The 18,562-nt window shown below is 30.2% G+C and carries 19 protein-coding genes; 15 read left to right on the top strand and 4 right to left on the bottom strand.

The features are described from left to right. The first annotated feature begins 414 nt into the window (after positions 1 to 414). A complete protein-coding gene (locus ELQ09_RS03805) occupies positions 415 to 789 on the top strand; it encodes a thioesterase family protein (protein WP_070300814.1) in 375 nt (124 codons plus the stop codon). Here the strand turns inward: ELQ09_RS03805 and ELQ09_RS03810 are convergent. From ELQ09_RS03810 to ELQ09_RS03815, 3 genes are read right to left on the bottom strand one after another with little or no spacing between them, the layout of a single operon-like run. Next, a complete protein-coding gene (locus tag ELQ09_RS03810) occupies positions 781 to 1,971 on the bottom strand; it encodes a hypothetical protein (protein ID WP_070300813.1) in 1,191 nt (396 codons plus the stop codon). The genes ELQ09_RS03805 and ELQ09_RS03810 overlap by 9 nt on opposite strands. Next, positions 1,968 to 2,576: a uracil-DNA glycosylase family protein gene (locus ELQ09_RS08305; protein ID WP_070300812.1), complete on the bottom strand. Its 609-nt coding sequence runs from the start codon at positions 2,574 to 2,576 to the stop codon at positions 1,968 to 1,970. Before ELQ09_RS08305 ends, ELQ09_RS03810 begins: the two co-directional genes overlap by 4 nt. Beyond that, positions 2,573 to 3,052 carry a GNAT family N-acetyltransferase gene (locus tag ELQ09_RS03815; protein ID WP_070300811.1) on the bottom strand — a complete coding sequence of 160 codons (480 nt, stop codon included), beginning with the start codon at positions 3,050 to 3,052 and terminating at the stop codon, positions 2,573 to 2,575. Before ELQ09_RS03815 ends, ELQ09_RS08305 begins: the two co-directional genes overlap by 4 nt. Positions 3,053 to 3,182: 130 nt before the next feature. Here ELQ09_RS03815 and rpmH point away from each other — a divergent pair, with 130 nt between their 5' ends. From rpmH to ELQ09_RS03885, 14 genes are all read left to right on the top strand, one after another. Then, positions 3,183 to 3,317, top strand: coding sequence for a 50S ribosomal protein L34 (gene rpmH, locus ELQ09_RS03820; protein WP_002776864.1), 135 nt, complete (start codon positions 3,183 to 3,185; stop codon positions 3,315 to 3,317). Then, complete coding sequence (gene rnpA, locus ELQ09_RS03825) at positions 3,314 to 3,640, top strand: ribonuclease P protein component (RefSeq protein WP_002934425.1); 327 nt, start codon at positions 3,314 to 3,316, stop codon at positions 3,638 to 3,640. The genes rpmH and rnpA overlap by 4 nt, the downstream gene beginning before the upstream one ends. Further along, a complete protein-coding gene (yidD, locus tag ELQ09_RS03830; protein ID WP_002865962.1) occupies positions 3,637 to 3,978 on the top strand; it encodes a membrane protein insertion efficiency factor YidD in 342 nt (113 codons plus the stop codon). The genes rnpA and yidD overlap by 4 nt, the downstream gene beginning before the upstream one ends. Continuing rightward, positions 3,975 to 5,567, top strand: coding sequence for a membrane protein insertase YidC (yidC, locus tag ELQ09_RS03835; RefSeq protein WP_134224737.1), 1,593 nt, complete (start codon positions 3,975 to 3,977; stop codon positions 5,565 to 5,567). Before yidD ends, yidC begins: the two co-directional genes overlap by 4 nt. Beyond that, positions 5,564 to 6,382 (top strand): Jag N-terminal domain-containing protein, encoded by an 819-nt coding sequence (locus ELQ09_RS03840; protein WP_070316494.1) that lies wholly within the window; start codon positions 5,564 to 5,566, stop codon positions 6,380 to 6,382. Before yidC ends, ELQ09_RS03840 begins: the two co-directional genes overlap by 4 nt. Further along, complete coding sequence (mnmE, locus tag ELQ09_RS03845) at positions 6,375 to 7,703, top strand: tRNA uridine-5-carboxymethylaminomethyl(34) synthesis GTPase MnmE (RefSeq protein ID WP_002866894.1); 1,329 nt, start codon at positions 6,375 to 6,377, stop codon at positions 7,701 to 7,703. Before ELQ09_RS03840 ends, mnmE begins: the two co-directional genes overlap by 8 nt. 10 nt (positions 7,704 to 7,713) lie before the next feature. Beyond that, positions 7,714 to 9,900 (top strand): phosphoribosylformylglycinamidine synthase subunit PurL, encoded by a 2,187-nt coding sequence (gene purL, locus ELQ09_RS03850; RefSeq protein WP_002934422.1) that lies wholly within the window; start codon positions 7,714 to 7,716, stop codon positions 9,898 to 9,900. Continuing rightward, positions 9,897 to 10,667, top strand: a complete 771-nt coding sequence (locus ELQ09_RS03855) for a DnaJ family molecular chaperone (protein ID WP_002934420.1) — start codon at positions 9,897 to 9,899, stop codon at positions 10,665 to 10,667. The genes purL and ELQ09_RS03855 overlap by 4 nt, the downstream gene beginning before the upstream one ends. Before the next feature lie 2 nt (positions 10,668 to 10,669). Beyond that, the gene (gene purH, locus ELQ09_RS03860) at positions 10,670 to 12,202 is read left to right on the top strand and encodes a bifunctional phosphoribosylaminoimidazolecarboxamide formyltransferase/IMP cyclohydrolase (RefSeq protein ID WP_070300809.1); all 1,533 of its coding nucleotides are present in this window, start codon (positions 10,670 to 10,672) and stop codon (positions 12,200 to 12,202) included. A gap of 98 nt (positions 12,203 to 12,300) precedes the next feature. Next, positions 12,301 to 13,893, top strand: a complete 1,593-nt coding sequence (locus tag ELQ09_RS03865) for a methyl-accepting chemotaxis protein (RefSeq protein ID WP_070316492.1) — start codon at positions 12,301 to 12,303, stop codon at positions 13,891 to 13,893. A 9-nt stretch (positions 13,894 to 13,902) separates the two neighbouring features. Then, positions 13,903 to 14,337, top strand: coding sequence for an META domain-containing protein (locus ELQ09_RS03870; RefSeq protein WP_038817414.1), 435 nt, complete (start codon positions 13,903 to 13,905; stop codon positions 14,335 to 14,337). A 98-nt stretch (positions 14,338 to 14,435) separates the two neighbouring features. Further along, a complete protein-coding gene (locus ELQ09_RS03875) occupies positions 14,436 to 15,413 on the top strand; it encodes an agmatine deiminase family protein (RefSeq protein ID WP_070316491.1) in 978 nt (325 codons plus the stop codon). After that, positions 15,410 to 16,297, top strand: a complete 888-nt coding sequence (locus tag ELQ09_RS03880) for a cation diffusion facilitator family transporter (protein WP_002853697.1) — start codon at positions 15,410 to 15,412, stop codon at positions 16,295 to 16,297. The genes ELQ09_RS03875 and ELQ09_RS03880 overlap by 4 nt, the downstream gene beginning before the upstream one ends. Then, positions 16,294 to 17,166: an N-carbamoylputrescine amidohydrolase gene (locus ELQ09_RS03885; protein WP_070316490.1), complete on the top strand. Its 873-nt coding sequence runs from the start codon at positions 16,294 to 16,296 to the stop codon at positions 17,164 to 17,166. Before ELQ09_RS03880 ends, ELQ09_RS03885 begins: the two co-directional genes overlap by 4 nt. A gap of 11 nt (positions 17,167 to 17,177) precedes the next feature. On the opposite strand, the gene ELQ09_RS03890 is transcribed toward ELQ09_RS03885, so the two are convergent. Then, positions 17,178 to 18,524, bottom strand: a complete 1,347-nt coding sequence (locus tag ELQ09_RS03890) for an SH3 domain-containing C40 family peptidase (RefSeq protein WP_070316489.1) — start codon at positions 18,522 to 18,524, stop codon at positions 17,178 to 17,180. Positions 18,525 to 18,562 lie beyond the last annotated feature (38 nt).

Raw genomic sequence — 18,562 nt, forward strand, 5'->3', positions numbered from 1 at the left:
TAAGTGGTTGCAAAAGCATTGACACTTAAGAAAGTGACAATAGAAAGTCTAAACCAAAATTCTCTATACCCCCCCCCCGTGAAGTTAAAAAGCTTAATAGCTGGCATAGATGTCCTTGAATATTGATTATTATATTTTAACTATTTAACATTATTTGTAAATATTATTAAAAGTAAGGGTAATTATAATTATAATATTCTTAAATATATTAATTATAAATAAAATATTTAAATAATATTAATAATAAAAAGTTATTTTTTAATTTTATTTTTATAATATATTTAATATTGTTAAAAAGCTTCATTAAATTAAGATTGGACGGAAATTTTAATATAAGCTAAAAAGCGATATCAAAGAATTTCCGTTGTATAATCTAATGTTTTTTAAATGTAAAATATTTTTTAAGGTAAAGCGATGAAAATGCGTGTGTATTATGAAGATACTGATGCGGGTGGAGTGGTGTATCATAGTAATTATTTAAAATTTTGCGAGAGAGCAAGAAGTGAAATTTTTTTCAATAAAAAAGTAGATATTTTTGATGCGTCTAAGGGTCATTTTTTGCTTACAAAAGCAAATTGCAATTTCTTAAAACCTGCAAAACTTGGAGATATGATAGAGATTAAAACAAAAATTTTAGAAGTCAAAAATGCTTCTGTGGAAATTTTACAAGAAATTTATAAAGATGAAATTTTGCTTTTTAAAATGGAATTAACTTTAGCTTTTATTAAAAACGAAAAACCAGCTAGAATGAATATGCAGTTAAAAAAGCTCTTTGAAGAATTATTTTAATTCTTCAAAGCTTGCTTGTTTGCCTTGCATAAGCCGCACTTTGTAATCAACTTGAGAATTTTTGATTTTCTCATTAAATAAACTTTCGCTTTTTTTATTTAGGAATTCGGTATAAAAGTAATCAACTCCTATGCTAGAAGCATAAGCAATCCAGTTATAATCTATACTTTGATTAAAAATTTCATTAAGATAGACTAAGTTATCATCGTGGTTATTGATAGAATTAGCAATGATGAAATTTTCTCTATCTCCTTGTTGTGTTAAACTTAAAAATGTTGGATTATAGTTGATTTGAGTGGATAAAAGCACATAAGGATGAATGTTATAAATTCTTAGTTGAGAACTTGCTAGAGCTGTTTTGATCAATGGAGTGTTAAAAAATATTGAGGCATTATTAACTCCTCCTTGTGATCTTAAAAGCCTGCTAAAATCAAGCTTCTCGCCTTCTATGGTATATATTCTAGCATTATTATTTTGAGCAAGAATTCTTGAATTTAGATTGCTTGATAAGGCAGAACCATCGCTAAATATTGCGATATTAGCATTTGATTTGCTTAAAAGTGTGGCAATTTGAGCATCATAGTCAATACTTCCAAAAATAATATTTTGATTTGAAATTTGTATGTTGTTTTTATGGATAGTCGGTATGAAAATTTTCATATTTCCTGAGTAATTTTTCAACTCATTAGCACCTTTTAGAGTAAATCCAGCTATGGCATACTGATATCCTTGAGCTTGTGCTGCATCAAGTGCGGCTCGAATTTTATCATTATCTTCTGTACCGGTTAAAAAAACTTTTACTTTGATTTCAGCTCTTTGTCTTAAAAGATAGGCTATGCTTGAATTTATTATAGTATTTGAGTAGCTTTTTATGGTTTTTTCTGGGATAATTATCGCAAGTTTAACAGAAGTAATTTTTTGAACATTTTTTTCAAAATCAGTAATGGAATTTAATAATTTTACATAAACATTAGATAAAAATTGATCGTTTTGATCTACAAATTCACTTAAAAAACTGAGATACAATCTTGATTCTAAAAGATCAAAAAGACAGTTTGTGTTGCATTCTTGAACGCTTAATTTAGGATAAAAATTTTCAACAGGTTTTACATCGACTAATTTTTGCTCTTTTGCATTAAGCAAAAAGCAAGATAAGAAAAATATTAAAAATATTTTTTTCATAAAAATCCTTTAATTTTTTTTAAATCTTGTATGAAATTTTTTTCATAACTTGGATTTTTTTCTATAAAATCTAAATCATAACTTGGCATTATGAAAAAATTTTTATAAGCAAAAACTTCACCTTTTAAAATGTGATAATCTTTAAATCCCAAGCTTTTAAATGTGTATTCTCCTAGACAAAGCAAAAAAGCAGGTTGAATCAGTTTTAGTTCGTTCCAGAAAAATGGCAAGCAAGATTGTAGCGAAAAATCATCAAATTTTCCATTACAAAAACATTTAAATAAATAAGAAAAATAAAAATCTTCATCGCAAAGCCCTAAAATTTGATAAATATAGTGTTTTAATTTTTCACCTTTTTTTGAATTAAGTAAAATTCCACTTTCATTTTCACTCTTTTGCCCAAAAACATCAAGAATTAGCAATTTGGCATTTTTTATCTTAGGTTCCATAAGACTAAATTTTCTTGTTTTGGAAAATTGGCATAAGGTGCAAGATGAAACAAGTTGTTTTAATTCTTGAAAATTTTGTACTTGTTCAAAGTGGTTCATATGTGTATCAACAAACTTAAATCCCATAGCTTTTAAATAATAAAGACTTCTTATCATAAATCACACAATTTTTCTAAATTTTCTCCACTTAGACGATAATTTCTCCATTGTTTAAGATGTTTAGCGTTTAAACTTTCATAAAAATTAATACCTAAAATATTATCATTTAAGCAAACCCAGTCGAGTCTTTTTAAATTTTCTTTTTTGCAAATTTCTCCTAAAAATTTAAAAACAGTTTTTCCATAACCTTTTTTACGAAAATCTTCTCGTATATAAATATCTTCAAGATAAATTCCACCGCTGCCCCAAAAAGACGAAAAAGTATAAAAATAAATCATATAACCTATAGTTTTTTCATTTTCTTTTAACAAAAAAGCACGAGCAAATTTATTTTTTAGTAAAGAATGTTCTAGTTTTTCTTTCGTGCATTGAAGAAAATCTAACATATCTTCGTATTTTGCAAATTCTATGATCATTTCTTGTAAAATATCTAAATCTTCTTGTCTTAAATCAATAATTTTAAATTCTGACATTTTTAACCTTTTAAAAATAATTTCAAAATTTATCAAAAGAATTTAAAAATTACTCTTAATCAAAAGCAATTTATAAGTAAGATTAAGATAAAATACAAGTTTATTTTATAATTTTTTAAGGAAAAATCAAATGAAAAGAACTTATCAGCCGCATGGCACCCCAAGAAAACGCACTCACGGTTTCCGTGTTCGTATGAAAACTAAAAATGGTCGCAAGGTGATCAATGCAAGACGTGCTAAAGGTAGAAAAAGACTTGCTGTGTGAAAAATTTTGATAAATTTAGCACAAACGAGGAATTTTCATCTGTATATAAAGTAGGTAAAAAATGGCATTGCGAAGGTGTGATCATTTTTTATCTGAATAGTTATGAAAAAAAAATAGCAGTTGTTGCTAGTAAAAAAGTTGGAAAAGCAGTGATTAGAAATCGTTCAAAACGAATTTTAAGGGCTTTGTTTGCTAAGTTTGAAAGATATCTTCAAGATGGCAAATATATTTTTGTAGCTAAAAATGAAATCACTGAACTTTCTTTTTCTAGGTTAGAAAAAAATCTAAAATGGGGATTGAAAAAACTAGAATGTTTCAAATGATATGCCTAAAAATACTCCGTTTTTATCAGAAATTTTTAAGCCCTTTAAAACCCGCTGCTTGTAGGTATTATCCTAGTTGTTCTGAGTATGCGCTTTGGCAGTTTCAAAAAAAGAATTTTTTTCTAGCTTTTTTTTCTACTTTTTTTAGAATTTTAAGATGTAACCCTTTTTTTAAAGGGGGTTTTGATTATCCTAGAGTTTCTAAAAATTTTTATCCTATGAATTTATGTTTTAAGCCTATATTTTTAGCAAAAAAACAACTTTGTTTTTTATATATACCTTATAAAAATAAAAGTTTTTATCTTATAAAAATCATCTTTAAAAGGACAAATCAGTGAATAATTCAAATAATATTTTTCAGCAAAAGCGTATACTTTTAGCTGTTGTGATTTCTTTTTTATTTTTTGTTGTTTATGATTATTTTTTCATTCCAAAGCAACCTTTAAAAATAGAACAAAACATTACACAACAAAATCAACAAAACACAAGCATAAATAACACTCCTAATATACAAAATACCACCACAAATACTCCAAGTGCAGCTTTAGTTTCGCAAGATAGTGTGATATCTAAGGTTCAAAGCAAGCATTTTGAAGCACAAATTGACTCTTTTGGTAGAATTTCTGCTTTTTATTTGAAAGATAAAAAATACCAAAATGAGAAAGGAGAATTTATAAATCTTGTTAGCAAGGAAAATAGTCCTTATCCTTTAGAAATGCGTTTTAGTGATCCAAGTATTAACTCAGAGGCTTTTAAAATTCCTTATGTTGCTAACTCTAGCAATCTTTTTGTTGATGAAAATGGAAGTCAAGTTTTAAAACTCACTCAAAATCTTTCTGGATTGAAAATCGAAAAAGATATTACTTTTTATCCAAAAGGAAATTATGAGATAGAAGTTAAACTCAGCAAGAATGCAAATTATTTTATAAGTCCAGGATATCGTCCAAATATTGCCGTAGATAGTTATACAGTTCATGGTGCTTTGGTAATGGATAATAAAGAAACCATCGAAACTTATAAAGATGGAGATGTAGAAAAGGATGAAAGTGCTAATAATGTCGTAATGACTTCGGCTTTTGATAGATACTATGCAACTTTCTTTTATAATTTTGATAAACCTTTAAATGTGGCAATCAGCAAGGATGCTAATAAAAACCCTATAGTTTTTGCTTATAGTGATAATGAATTTAAAGCAGGGGGTTATATAGGTTCTAAAGAACATGTGATTTTAAGAAGTATAGATCCACGCCTTGAAGCAGTTGTTGAATATGGTTGGTTTACTTTTATTGCTAAGCCTATGTTTGAGTTTTTGAATTTCTTGCATCAGTATATAGGAAATTGGGGTTGGGCTATCGTTGTGATGACTTTAATTGTGCGTATTATTTTATTCCCGCTAACTTATAAGTCTATGATTTCTATGAATAAACTTAAAGATCTTGCTCCTAAAATGAAAGATATTAGAGAGCGTTACAAAGGCGATCCACAAAAAATGAATATGCACATGATGGAGCTTTATAAAAAACATGGTGCAAATCCTATGAGCGGTTGTTTGCCTATACTTTTACAAATTCCTATTTTCTTTGCTATTTATCGCGTTTTGCTTAATGCTATTGAGCTAAAAGCAGCTCCTTGGGCGTTTTGGATAGATGATTTATCGGTAATGGATCCTTATTTTATTTTGCCTATTTTAATGGGTGCAACGATGTTTTTACAACAGCTTATTACACCTATGACTATGCAAGATCCTATGCAAGCTAAGATTATGAAATTTTTACCAGTGATTTTTACTTTTTTCTTTATCACTTTCCCAGCAGGACTTACGCTTTATTGGTTTGTAAATAACCTTTGTTCTTTGGTTCAACAATGGGTTATCAATAAAATATTTGCTAAAGAACATCACAAAAAACAAGTGGAGCATGAAAAATGAAAATCGAAGCCATTGATCTTCAAAGTGCCTTAACAGAAGCTTCAAGAAGTTTAGAATGTTCTGTTATGGACTTAGAATATGAGATTATTCAGCATCCAAGAAAAGGTTTTTTTGGATTTGGAAGAAAAAAGGCAATTATAGAGGCTAAAGCAAAAAAAAGGATTTTGAAAAAAAATCCTAAAAAAGAATTTACAAGTTCAAAAAATCACAAACCAGAAACACATGAGCCAAAACAAGAAAACAAGATTGAAATAAAAAATGAAAAAAATAAAAGTCAAAAAGAAAAATACACAGTAAAAAGTGATGAAATTTTTGATAGTTTTCATCGAGAAAGCAAAGGAGTGCGTAATACTCAGGATATTTTAGATGAGATTCGTATTCAGCTTGCAAAACTTTTAGAAAGCTCCCAGTTTAAAATAGAGCTTAGTGAACTTAAAATGTATAATGAAGATTGTGTTTTGATTCGATTGGATGGGGAAGATGCTGCTTTGATGATAGGCAAAGAAGCACATCGTTACAAGGCTATTTCTTATCTTTTGCATAATTGGATCAATTTAAAATATAATCTTTTAGTACGCCTTGAGATCGCTCAATTTTTAGAAAATCAAATTCAAGGTATGCAGCTTTATTTACAAAGCGTGATTGAAAAAATTAAAATTCATGGACGCGGACAAACCAAACCTTTAGATGGGGTTTTGATAAAAATCGCTTTAGAGCAGTTAAGAGCTGAATTTCCAGATAAGTATGTAGGAATTAAGCAAAATAATGATCAAAGATTTGTTGTAATAAACGACTTTTTCAAAAAAGATGAGTGATACTATAGCGGCTATTGCCACAGCTCATGGTGTGGGTTCGATTTCTATTGTAAGATTAAGCGGTGAAAGGGCTTTAGAATTTGCCTTAAAGCTTAGCCACAAAACCAAACTCACCCCCCGCCATGCTACTTTTACAAAACTTTTTAATCAAAATAATGAAATTATCGATGAAGCTATAATGATATATTTTAAAGCCCCTTATAGTTTTACAGGGGAAGATATAGTAGAGTTTCAAACTCATGGAGGATTTAGTGTGAGTGAAGTTTTACTCGAAGAACTTGTGAGTTTAGGAGCAAGACTTGCTTTAGCAGGGGAATTTAGCAAAAGAGCGTGTTTAAATGGCAAAATGACTCCTTTAAAAGCTTTAAATATACAAGATCTCATACTTTCAAAATCTGCACTTGCAGCTAAAATTATAGCACGCAACATGCAAGGAAACTTAGGAGAACTTTTAGAAAAAATTCGCACAGATTTGGTTAAAACCTTGGCTTTTGTAGAAACTAGCATTGATTATGCTGATGATGATTTACCTTCTGATTTATTAGAACAAATTTCTACTATGTGTGAAGAAAATTCTAAAATTTTAAAAGAAATTTATACACTTTCTCAAAGCAAAAAAGGACTCATAGAAGGTTTTAAAATCGCTATTGTAGGTAAGCCAAATGTAGGCAAATCTTCGCTTTTAAATGCCTTGCTTTCTTATGAAAGAGCTATTGTTTCAGATATAGCAGGCACCACTCGTGATACTATAGAAGAGAGCTTTAAATTAGGAACGCATTTATTACGCATTATAGATACAGCGGGTATTAGGGAAAGTAAAGATGCTATAGAACAAATCGGCGTAGCTTTAAGTAAAAAAAGTTTAGAAGATGCAGATATTATTTTGGCAGTCTTTGATGCTTCAAGAGTGCAAGATAAAGAAGATGAGAAAATTTTTGACTTATTGGCAAATACTGATAAAAAAATCTTTTGGATTTTAAATAAAAGTGATTTAGAAAATGTTTTCAAAAATACTCAAAATAAAAATTTTATCAAGCTTAGTGCTCAAAAAGACATCACTTTGTTAAAAGAAGAATTGCAAAATTATCTTAATTCTTTTGATAGCGAAGGTATTATGGTAAGTTCTTTAGATCTTATTAATGCTTGTAAAATTTCAAGTGAAGCGATTTTTAGAGCTAAAGGGCTTTTAGAGGAAAGTTCTTTAGAACTTTTTGCTTTTGAACTTAATTTAGCTATTAATGAACTTGCAAGATTTACCAAAGATTTTCAAAGAGATGAAATTTTAGACGAAATGTTTGGTAATTTTTGTTTAGGAAAATGAAAGGATAAAAATGGATAAAGAAACCATAAAAGCACATAAAATCAGCGATGAAGAATATGCACAAATTTTAGAAATTTTAGGACGAGAACCAAATCTGTTAGAACTTGGGGTTATTTCTGCGATGTGGAGTGAGCATTGTTCTTATAAATCCAGCAAAAAATATCTTAATGGTTTTCCAACTAAAGCACCTTGGGTGATTCAAGGTCCAGGTGAAAACGCAGGGGTTATTGATATCGGGCAAGGTATGGCAGCAGTTTTTAAAGTAGAAAGTCACAATCATCCTAGCTTTATCGAACCTTTTGCAGGTGCGGCTACAGGAGTAGGGGGAATTTTGCGTGATGTTTTTACTATGGGTGCAAGAGTGGTTGCGGGGCTAAATTCTTTAAAATTTGGCGATATTCATGATGAAAAATGCGGCAAACATCAAAAATACCTTGTTAAAGGTGTGGTAAATGGAATTTCTCATTATGGAAATTGCATGGGTGTGCCAACTATAGGTGGAGAATGTGCTTTTGATGAGTGTTTTAATGGAAATATCTTAGTTAATGCCTTTGCTTTAGGGATTTGTAAAAGTGAAGATATCTTTTATGCTAAGGCTGAAGGTGTAGGAAATCCTGTGATTTATGTGGGTTCAAAAACAGGGCGTGATGGACTTGGTGGAGCGGTTATGGCAAGTGATAGCTTCAATGAAGAAAGCAAATCTTTGCGTCCTACAGTGCAAATTGGCGATCCCTTCAGTGAAAAACTTCTTATGGAGGCTTGTTTAGAGCTTTTTAAAACCGATTATATTGTGGGTATTCAAGATATGGGTGCTGCAGGGCTTACTTCAAGTTCTTTTGAAATGGCAGGAAGAAGTGGCAGTGGCATGAAACTTTACTTAGATAAAACTCCTATGCGTGAAAGCGGTATGACCCCTTATGAGTTAATGCTTAGCGAGTCCCAAGAAAGAATGCTTATTTGTGCGAAAAAAGGCTATGAAGATAAGGTTATAGAAATTTTCAAAAAATGGGATTTAGATGCTGTGGTTATGGGTGAAGTTACCAATACAGGAAAAATGGAGCTTTTTTGGCATGATGAGCTTGTAGGACTTATTCCTATCGAGCCTTTAAGTGAAAAAGCGCCGATTTTAAGCCGTCCTATAAGTGAGCCAAGGTATTTAAGTGAAATTAAAGACTATAAATTTGAGTTAAAATCAAGCGTTCAAGAGCTTTTTATACAAATGCTTCAAAATGAAAATATTAATAATAAAGCTTTTATTTATGATCAATTTGATTCAAGCGTGCAAACCAATACCATAAAAGCTGATGGAAAATTAGGTGCTAGTGCTATTCGTATCAAAGAAAATGGTGCAAGTGTGGCTATGGCTATAGAATGTAATTCACGCTTAAATTATGTAAATCCTAAAATAGGAGCAGCTTTAGCAGTAGCTTCTGCAGGAAGAAAAGTTGCTTGCACAGGAGCTAAGCCTTTGGCAATAAGTGATTGTTTAAATTATGGAAATCCGCAAAATCCTGAAGTGATGTGGCAATTTGCACAAGGTTGCGAAGGTATTAAAGAAGCTTGTAAAGAGTTAAATACCCCAGTAGTAAGTGGCAATGTTTCACTTTATAATGAAACTGAAGGCGTAAGTATTTATCCAAGTCCTACTATAGTAAGCGTAGGGGTTTTAGAAGATGCAAATAAAACCTTAAAAGCTAGTTTTGAAAAAGAAAATTTAAGCGTTTATCTTTTAGGTGAAAGTTTAGGAGAATTTGGCGGATCTATGGTAATGAAAATCCAAGATAAAAAAGTATCAGGAAGTCTTAAAGAGCTTGATTATAAAGCTGAACTTGCACTTTGGGATTTACTTTATAAAGCCAATCAAAATTCTTTACTTGAGTGTGCCAATAGCGTAGGAATAGGGGGTATTGCTATGACTTTGGCAAAAATGTTTGCTATTTCTAGTGTAGGTGCAAATTTAACAAGTGATTTTGATGATGAAAAAATGATTTTTGATGAGAGTGCAAGTCGTGCTATAGTAGGACTTAGCAAAGAAAATGAAGAAGCTTTTTTAAATTTAGCTAAAGAATTTGGAGTAAAAGCTTATAAATTAGGTGTGAGTACAAGCCAAAAACATTTTAAACTTGATAGCATTGAGTTAAGCAAGGCTGAACTTGATAAGCTTTATTTTGAAAGTTTTAAAGAGCAAATCCAATGACTTTAGTTTTAATTATACTCGTTGTTTTGGTGTTTTACTGGTATTATAAAACTTGGGGAAAACAGGATTTTTTAAACTCAGCTACAAAAGGAGCCAAAGGCTTTGCTAAGGGTTTTGCTCGTGGGGTTATGGAAGAAAGAATGGATGAGTTTAAAAGGCGTATGAATTACTATATTATCGCACTTTTGGCAAAAATTGCAAAAAGCGATGGCAGAGTAAGTGAAAATGAAGCTGAAATGATCAAAGATCTTTTAGATGCAAATGCTAAAGATGAAAAAGAAAGAGCTTTTTTAAAAGCAAGTTTTAACGAACATAAAGAAAATTTAAGCGATGCTTTTTATGTGGCAAAAGATTTTTTAAAAGAAGTGCCTTTACCTAAAAATGAGCGTTTTAATGTCTTGCGTGTGCTTGTTTTTATGGCTTTAATCGATGCAGATTTTAATGCTAAAAAGCGTGAAATTTTAGAGCAAATCGCTAAAGCCTTTGATATAGCAAAAAGCGAACTAGACGCTTTTATAGCAAGTCTTTCAAATTTAAAAAGTACTAAAAAAGAATTAAGTCTTGATGAAGCTTTTGCTATTTTAGAACTTCCAAATAATGCGGATTTAAATGCGGTAAAAAAACAATACCGCAATTTAGCAAAAAAATACCATCCTGATATTTTAAACGCAAACAATGTCAACGAAGAAGAGCTTAAAATCGGCGTAGAGAAATTTCAAAAAATCAACGAAGCTTATGAAAAAGTTAAAAAACATTTAGAAAGGTAAAAATGAGAGCATTACTTAGTGTGAGTGATAAAGAAGGCATAGTAGAATTTGGCAAAGAGCTTGAAAATTTAGGTTTTGAGATTCTTTCAACTGGGGGGACTTTTAAGCTTTTAAAAGAAAATGGAATAAAAGTTATAGAAGTGAGTGATTTTACAAAGAGTCCTGAGCTTTTTGAAGGGCGTGTGAAGACTTTACACCCTAAGATTCACGGTGGGATTTTGCATAAAAGAAGCGATGAAAATCATATCAAACAAGCAAAAGAAAATGAAATTTTAGGCATTGATCTAGTTTGTGTAAATTTATATCCTTTTAAAAAAACTACCATCATGAGCGATGATTTTGATGAAATTATAGAAAATATCGACATAGGCGGACCTGCGATGATAAGAAGTGCAGCAAAGAACTATAAAGATGTGATGGTACTTTGCGATCCGCTTGATTATGAAAAAGTGATTGAGACTTTAAAAAAAGGTCAAAATGATGAGAATTTTCGTTTAAATTTGATGATAAAAGCTTATGAGCATACGGCAAATTATGATGCTTATATTGCAAATTATATGAATGAACGCTTTAACGGAGGTTTTGGAGCGAGTAAATTTATAGTAGGACAAAAAGTATTTGATACAAAATATGGAGAAAATCCACATCAAAAAGGGGCTTTATATGAGTTTGATGCCTTTTTTAGTGCAAATTTCAAAGCCCTTAAAGGCGAAGCAAGTTTTAATAATCTAACCGATATTAACGCAGCTTTAAACTTAGCTAGTAGTTTTGATAAAGCTCCAGCTATTGCTATAGTAAAACATGGAAATCCTTGCGGTTTTGCTATAAAAGAAAATTTAGTACAAAGCTATATGCATGCTTTAAAATGCGATAGTGTCAGTGCTTATGGGGGAGTGGTTGCAATCAATGGAACTCTTGATGAGGCTTTAGCAAATAAAATCAATGAAATTTATGTAGAAGTAATCATCGCAGCCAATGTAGACGAAAAAGCTTTAGCTGTGTTTGAAGGTAAAAAACGCATTAAAATTTTCACTCAAGAAAGTCCGTTTTTAATCCGCAGTTTTGATAAATATGATTTTAAACATATTGATGGGGGTTTTGTGTATCAAAATAGCGATGAAGTGGGCGAAGATGAACTTAAAAATGCCAAGCTTATGAGTCAAAGAGAGGCAAACAAGGAAGAATTAAAAGATCTTGAAATCGCTATGAAAATAGCAGCATTTACCAAATCAAACAATGTTGTTTATGTAAAAAATGGTGCTATGGTGGCTATAGGTATGGGTATGACAAGTAGAATCGATGCAGCAAAGGCAGCAATCGCTAAAGCTAAAGAAATGGGGCTTGATTTGCAAGGTTGCGTTTTGGCAAGTGAAGCCTTTTTTCCTTTTAGAGATAGCATAGATGAAGCAAGTAAAGTAGGGGTTAAGGCTATAGTAGAACCAGGCGGAAGTATAAGAGATGATGAAGTGGTAAAAGCAGCCGATGAGTATGGTATGGCGCTTTATTTTACAGGAGTAAGACATTTCTTACATTAAGTTTAATGGAATGTTATGTTTTTTACACATAATTCAATAAAAATTAAATAAATTATGTGTAAAATATTTCCGAAAAATTTTATTTTTAGGAAACTATGATGTTTAAAACTATAGGATTTAAGGTTTCTGCTGCAATTTTTGTGGTGTTGCTTATAAGTTTTATTGTAATGCAAGTGATTTTAAATTTGGATTTTACAAATACTGCCAATAAAATGAGCAGGGCAAATTTAGATACCGTAAGTACTTCTGTTTTTCAAACAATGAGAATGGCTATGAATTTAGGAGATCCTGAAAAAATTAAAGAAGCCATTGAAGATGCAAAAAGTATAGAGGGTATTAGTGATATTAAAATTTATCCTTCAAAAGATACTATAGATCTTTTTGAGATGAAAGCCCCTCAAATTTCAAATGATAAGTGTATTATAGAACAATTTTCAAATCCTAAAATTCAAGCTTTAGAAGAAAATGTAAATGGTGTTGTGCATTTAAGATTGATACGCCCTTTGATTGCAGATGAAAGTTGTGTTGCTTGTCATGCAAATGCTAATGTAGGGAGTGTGATAGGGGTTATGGATATATCGCATTCTTTAGAAGGTGTTCAAAAAGATATAAGTAAAACCAGTCAATCTTATATTATAATATTTACTATTGCTTTGATTTTTACCCTTTGTGTGGTTCTTTTAATGCTTAAAGTTGTTGTTGGAAAGCCTGTTTTAGAGCTTTTAAATCATGCTAAAGAATTAGCTCAAGGAAGTGGCAATTTAAAAGCTCGTATTTCAGTTAAAGGTCAAGATGAAATTGCTTTAGCTTGTGGATATATCAATCAATTTATCGAAAAAACTCACAAGGCAGTTAGCGGTGCAAGTCATAATTCAAAAAATGTAGAAAAACAAAGCAATCTTTTAAATTCAAATGCTATTTCTTTAAGTGATATCAGTTCACAAAGTCATAAGCAAATAGATCAAAGTTTTAAACTTGGTGCAAATGTTGGCAATGAACTTGGAGAACTTGCTAGTTTGTCAAATAAGGCAAATAGTGCCAATGAAAAATCCTTTTTATTATTAGAACAAATGCTTAAATCTTTGTTTAATGTTGCTAATAAAGTATCAACAGTATCCCAAAATGAAAATGAATTGGCTAAAAAAGTTGAAAACATGGTCAATCAAGCAGGCAATATACAAAAAGCAACTCAAATGATGGATGAGATCGCAGATAAAACCAATTTACTATCCCTAAATGCTGGCATAGAAGCAGCTAGGGCTGGTGTCTTTGGACGAGGTTTTTCTGTAATTGCTGAGGATGTTAGGCAGTTGGCTCAGAACAGTGAAGAATTTTTGGGAAATGTAGCTCAAATTACAAAAGAGCTTTTGCAAAGTATTAATGAGGTTAGCGCAGAATTAAAGAAAAATGCTCAAAGTGTACAAGCTTTAAATGATGACACCACTTTATTGGTTAATGATGCTAATGAGGTTAAATTATGTAACGAAGATGCTAGGGCTTTGGTAACTCAATGTACTGAAAAAATAAAAATTTCCCAAGAGAATATACAAAATTTACTTTCTCGTATGCAAGAAAATGTTGAAGTAAGTGAAAAGAATGAAGAAATTTCTAAAATTCTACTTCAAGTTGCAGATGAGTTAAAAATAGTGTGTCATAATCTCGAAAGCGAACTTAACCAATTTCAAATTTAAAGGAATAAAATGAAAAAAACGCTTCAAATTGCTTTAGCTGCAACTTTTTTTGCAGGTTGTGCTAGTACTTCTGTTACTTCATCTACTTCTAAAGGTAATAATGAACTTGCGCAAAATCAGCTTTTCAAAATAGAAAAAATTATAGTTAATGGTAAAACTTTTGATCCAAAAAACGCAGAGGAAAGTCCAAATATCAGTTTTGAAAATAATAAATTTTATGGTTATTCAGGATGCAATCGTTTTTTTGGTTCTTACCAAACTAAGGCGGATACTTTACAAATCGAAGGTGATCGCGTGGCTTCAACTCAAATGCTTTGTCACCCAATGGATGTAATGGATTTTGAAAATTCTTTCCTTTCAAATTTCAAAGGAACTTTTAAAATTTCAAATGAAAATGGAAAACTTGTTTTAAGCAATGATGAAATGAAAATCTTTTTTAAATAATACCCTAAAGCCTCGAAATATCGAGGTAATCTTCTTAAATTTGACAAAAGTCTAAAAAATGATACAATTATAATTTTATTATCAAAAAAGGTAGTTAAATGATAAAATCAATTCCTGAATGGAGTGAGCAAGAATATCTCATGCTTTCTTTACCTCATGAAAAAAGCGATTGGAATCCCTACTTAGAGGAAATTTTACAAAGTTATAAAGAATTTGTAAAAGCAGTGAGTGAATTTCAAAAAGTTTTACTTATAGCTCCTAAACAGAGTGATTTTGAAAATTTTAAAGATATAAAAAATGTAGAGTATTTTAAATGTGATACCAATGATACTTGGATACGCGATTTTGGAGCTATAGATATAGTAGAAAATGGTCATTTAAAGGCTCTTGATTTTACTTTTAATGCTTGGGGAAATAAATTTCAAAGTGAGCTTGATAATGCTGTAAATTCTAAGCTTTTTAAAGAAAAATTTAAAGAGGAGCTTAAAAAGGTTGATTTTATTTTAGAAGGAGGAAGTATTGACTTTAATGGAGAGGGTGTGATGCTTACAAGCTCTCATTGTCTTTTAAATGAAAATAGAAATTCTCATCTAAACAAAACCCAAATTGATATAAAATTAAAAGAAATTTTTGGTTTAAAACAAATTATTTGGTTAGAAAATGGTTTCATAAAAGGTGATGATACGGATCATCATATCGATACCTTAGCAAGATTTATAGATAAAAATACCATAGCACATTGTATTTGTGAAGATGAAGAGGATGAGCATTATTTGCCTTTGCAAAAAATGAAAGAAGAGCTTAAAAAAACAGGCTTTGATTTAGTAGAACTTCCTATACCTAAGCCTTTATACTATAAAGGAAGAAGATTGGGCGCAACTTATGCGAATTTTGTTTTTGTAAATAATGCTTTAATTGTGCCTTTTTATAAGGATAAAAATGATGAAATCATAGCTAAAAGACTTTCTAAAGCTTTACCTAGTCATAAAATTATAGGAGTAGATGCAAGAGTGTTTTTACGACAAAACGGTTCTTTGCATTGTTCTTGTCAAAATCGTTTCAAAGGTTTAAGATGAGTTTGCAAAAAAAAGCAACTCTTGTAGCAAGTTTATGTGCTATTGTTTTAGCCTTGGTTAAATTTATAGTAGGCTTAACAAGTGGTTCTGTTGCGGTGCTTTCAAGTGCGATTGATTCTTTAATGGATTTTGCTATTTCTGCTTTTAATTTTTTAGCTCTTAAAAAAAGCTCACAAAAGGCGAATGAAAATTATAATTTTGGTTTTTCTAAAATTGAAGCTTTAATGGGTTTGTTAGAAGGTGTTTTTATAGTTGGCGTGGGGATTTTTATTTTTTATGAGAGTATTTTAAAGATTTATTATAAAGAAGAAATTAAAGATTTAAATTCAAGTATCTATGTGATGATTTTTGCTTTAATTATGACTTTTTTTCTTGTACTTTTTTTAAATTATGTAGCTAAAAAAACCAAAAGTTTGATTATAGAAAGTGATGCTTTGCATTACAAAACAGATTGTCTAACCAATGCTTGTACTTTAGGGGCTTTGGTTTTGATTTATTTTACAAATTTACATATTATTGATGCTATTTTTGGAATAGTGATCAGTCTTTATACGGCATTTTCTGCTTTTAAAATCATTAAAAAAGCTTTAGCTTTTTTAATGGATGAGGCTTTACCTAAGGAACAAGTGGATAAAATTTGTACTTTGATTTCTAATAATCCTGAAATAATTTCCTATCATGAATTAAAGACGCGTAAAACTCCAAGTTGTAATTATTTAAGCGTACATTTGGTTTTTTGCCCTATAATTTCGCTTTTAAATGCGCATAAAATTTCAGATGAAATAGAAGAAGGTGTGCGTAAGATGTTTGAAAATGAAAAATGGGATATACAAATTCATTTAGATCCTTATGATGATGCAGAACAAGAAAGGCAAAGACAATGAAAATTGCTTTAATACAACAAAAATTTCATTCAAATAAAGAACAAACTATAAAAAAAACTTGCGAATTTATAGAAGAAGCCTCTAAACAAGGAGCTGAGCTTGTTTGTTTGGGAGAACTTCATCAAAGTGAGTATTTTTGTCAAAGTGAAAATGTGGATTTTTTTGATTATGCTAATGATTATGAAAAAGATGTGAAATTTTGGGCAAATATAGCTAGAAAAAATCAAATAGTGCTTATTACTTCATTATTTGAAAAACGAAGCGCCGGACTTTATCATAATACTGCAGTGGTTTTTGAAAAAGATGGTTCTATAGCAGGCAAATATCGCAAAATGCACATACCCGATGATCCTTGTTTTTATGAAAAATTTTATTTTACTCCTGGAGATTTGGGTTTTGAACCTATAAATACAAGTTTAGGCAAGCTTGGAGTGCTTATTTGTTGGGATCAGTGGTATCCTGAAGCAGCAAGAATTATGGCTTTAAAAGGAGCTGAGATTCTTATTTATCCCACGGCAATTGGTTGGTTTGATAAGGATAAAGATGAAGAAAAACAAAGACAACTCAATGCTTGGCTTGGCGTACAAAAAGGACATGCTATAGCTAATGGCTTATATGTAGTAGCTATCAATAGGGTAGGTTTTGAAAAAGATGTAAGTGGGGTAGAAGAGGGCATTAGATTTTGGGGAAATTCTTTTGTTTTTGGCCCTCAAGGTGAAGAACTTTGTCTTTTAGATTCTCAAAACGAATGTGTAAAAATCATAGAAATAGATAAAAAAAGAAGTGAAAATGTACGTCGTTGGTGGCCTTTTTTGCGAGATAGACGCATAGAATATTTTGCAGATTTAACTAAAAGATTTATTGATTAAATCAATAAATCTTACTTGTTTTGTATATTTTCAAGATAGCTTTTTATTTGCTCTTTTTCTTGTTCGTTTAAATTTATAAAACTTATTTCTTTAAGTCTTGATAAAAGCAAATTATCTTCTAAAATTTCATTTTTTCCTATTTCTAAAGAAGTGATGACACTAGAACTTATGAGAAGTCTTTGGGTTGCATCTTTTCTTAAGCCCCATATATTATGTATGGCAATATTATTATCTGTAATTTGTCCTGCATAAAGCATAATATGTCCAGGTAAATAAAGTAAACTAAGATAAGCTTTCCCAAAGCGGTTTAAAAAATCTTTTTTTTGAGAATTACTAAGAGTGCTTATATCAAAATGATTAAAAGAATTTTTTTGTGCAGCTGAATTTCTTGGTAGATAAAGTCCAAAAGCTGAAAAGATATCACGAGTTAGTAAAGAACAATCTCTTTCAAAATTATAACCGCCCCAGCCATAAGGCAAATTTAAAACTTGTGAAAGTTGATTTTTTAAATTTTTATCATTGAATTGTAAAGGAAATTTAGATACATCTTTTTTAGAAATTTTATATTTTTTAGAACCTATTTTTCCATAAAAATAGTTTTTATCTTCTTTGTAGTAAGGATAAATAGCACCAATTCTACTTTCAAAGAAAAATTTACCATCCTCGCTATAGATAGGAAATTTTTCTTTTAGTGGTGTGATAAAGTTGAGATTTTCATAGATTTTCGCTCTATCGTTTGAGAAAAATTCCAAATTTTTACTTTCAACAAATCCAAATCCAGCTTCACCTAAAACAAAAGCATAACGCTTATCTTTGCTAAAATGTGAAATTAAGACAGGGGTTCCAGCATTTAAAATGCCATCGCTTGCATAGTCAAAAGGAATTCCTTCATTTTCAAAAAAAGGATTTTTTAAGATAGTTCTTTGGGTTGGAAGATTTTTAATGATTGTATTTTGGATAATTAAAGCTTTTTGATTAAGTTTGCCAAATTCTTGGATATTTGCGTTATTTGTAACGTTTTTAAACCATGAAAGTGGAATAATTTGTTTATTGAAAAAATAATAAGTATTTTTTGAATTTAAATATAAGGGAAAGGACCAAAAAATATTTTGTCCTTTGTAATTTTTAAATGAATCATGCCAAGGATTAAAGAAATATTTTTTATATCGTTTTGCATCAAAATTAATATCGTAAGTAAATTGTGGCAAAATGCTTACATTTTGTTCGTATTCAAGTTTTGCATAATGTTGATTTTTATTTTTTTGTTCTAAATTTTCATGATGGAGTGAAGTTAAATTTTTTGTTGAACAAGCTGTTAAAAATAGCACTATAAAAGTAAAATATAAACAAGATTTCATAATCAACCTTTTAGAAAAAATAGTTATAATTAAAGCCA

It is taken from the genome of Campylobacter sp. CH186, assembly GCF_004378925.1.
GTDB classification, from domain to species: domain Bacteria; phylum Campylobacterota; class Campylobacteria; order Campylobacterales; family Campylobacteraceae; genus Campylobacter_D; species Campylobacter_D jejuni.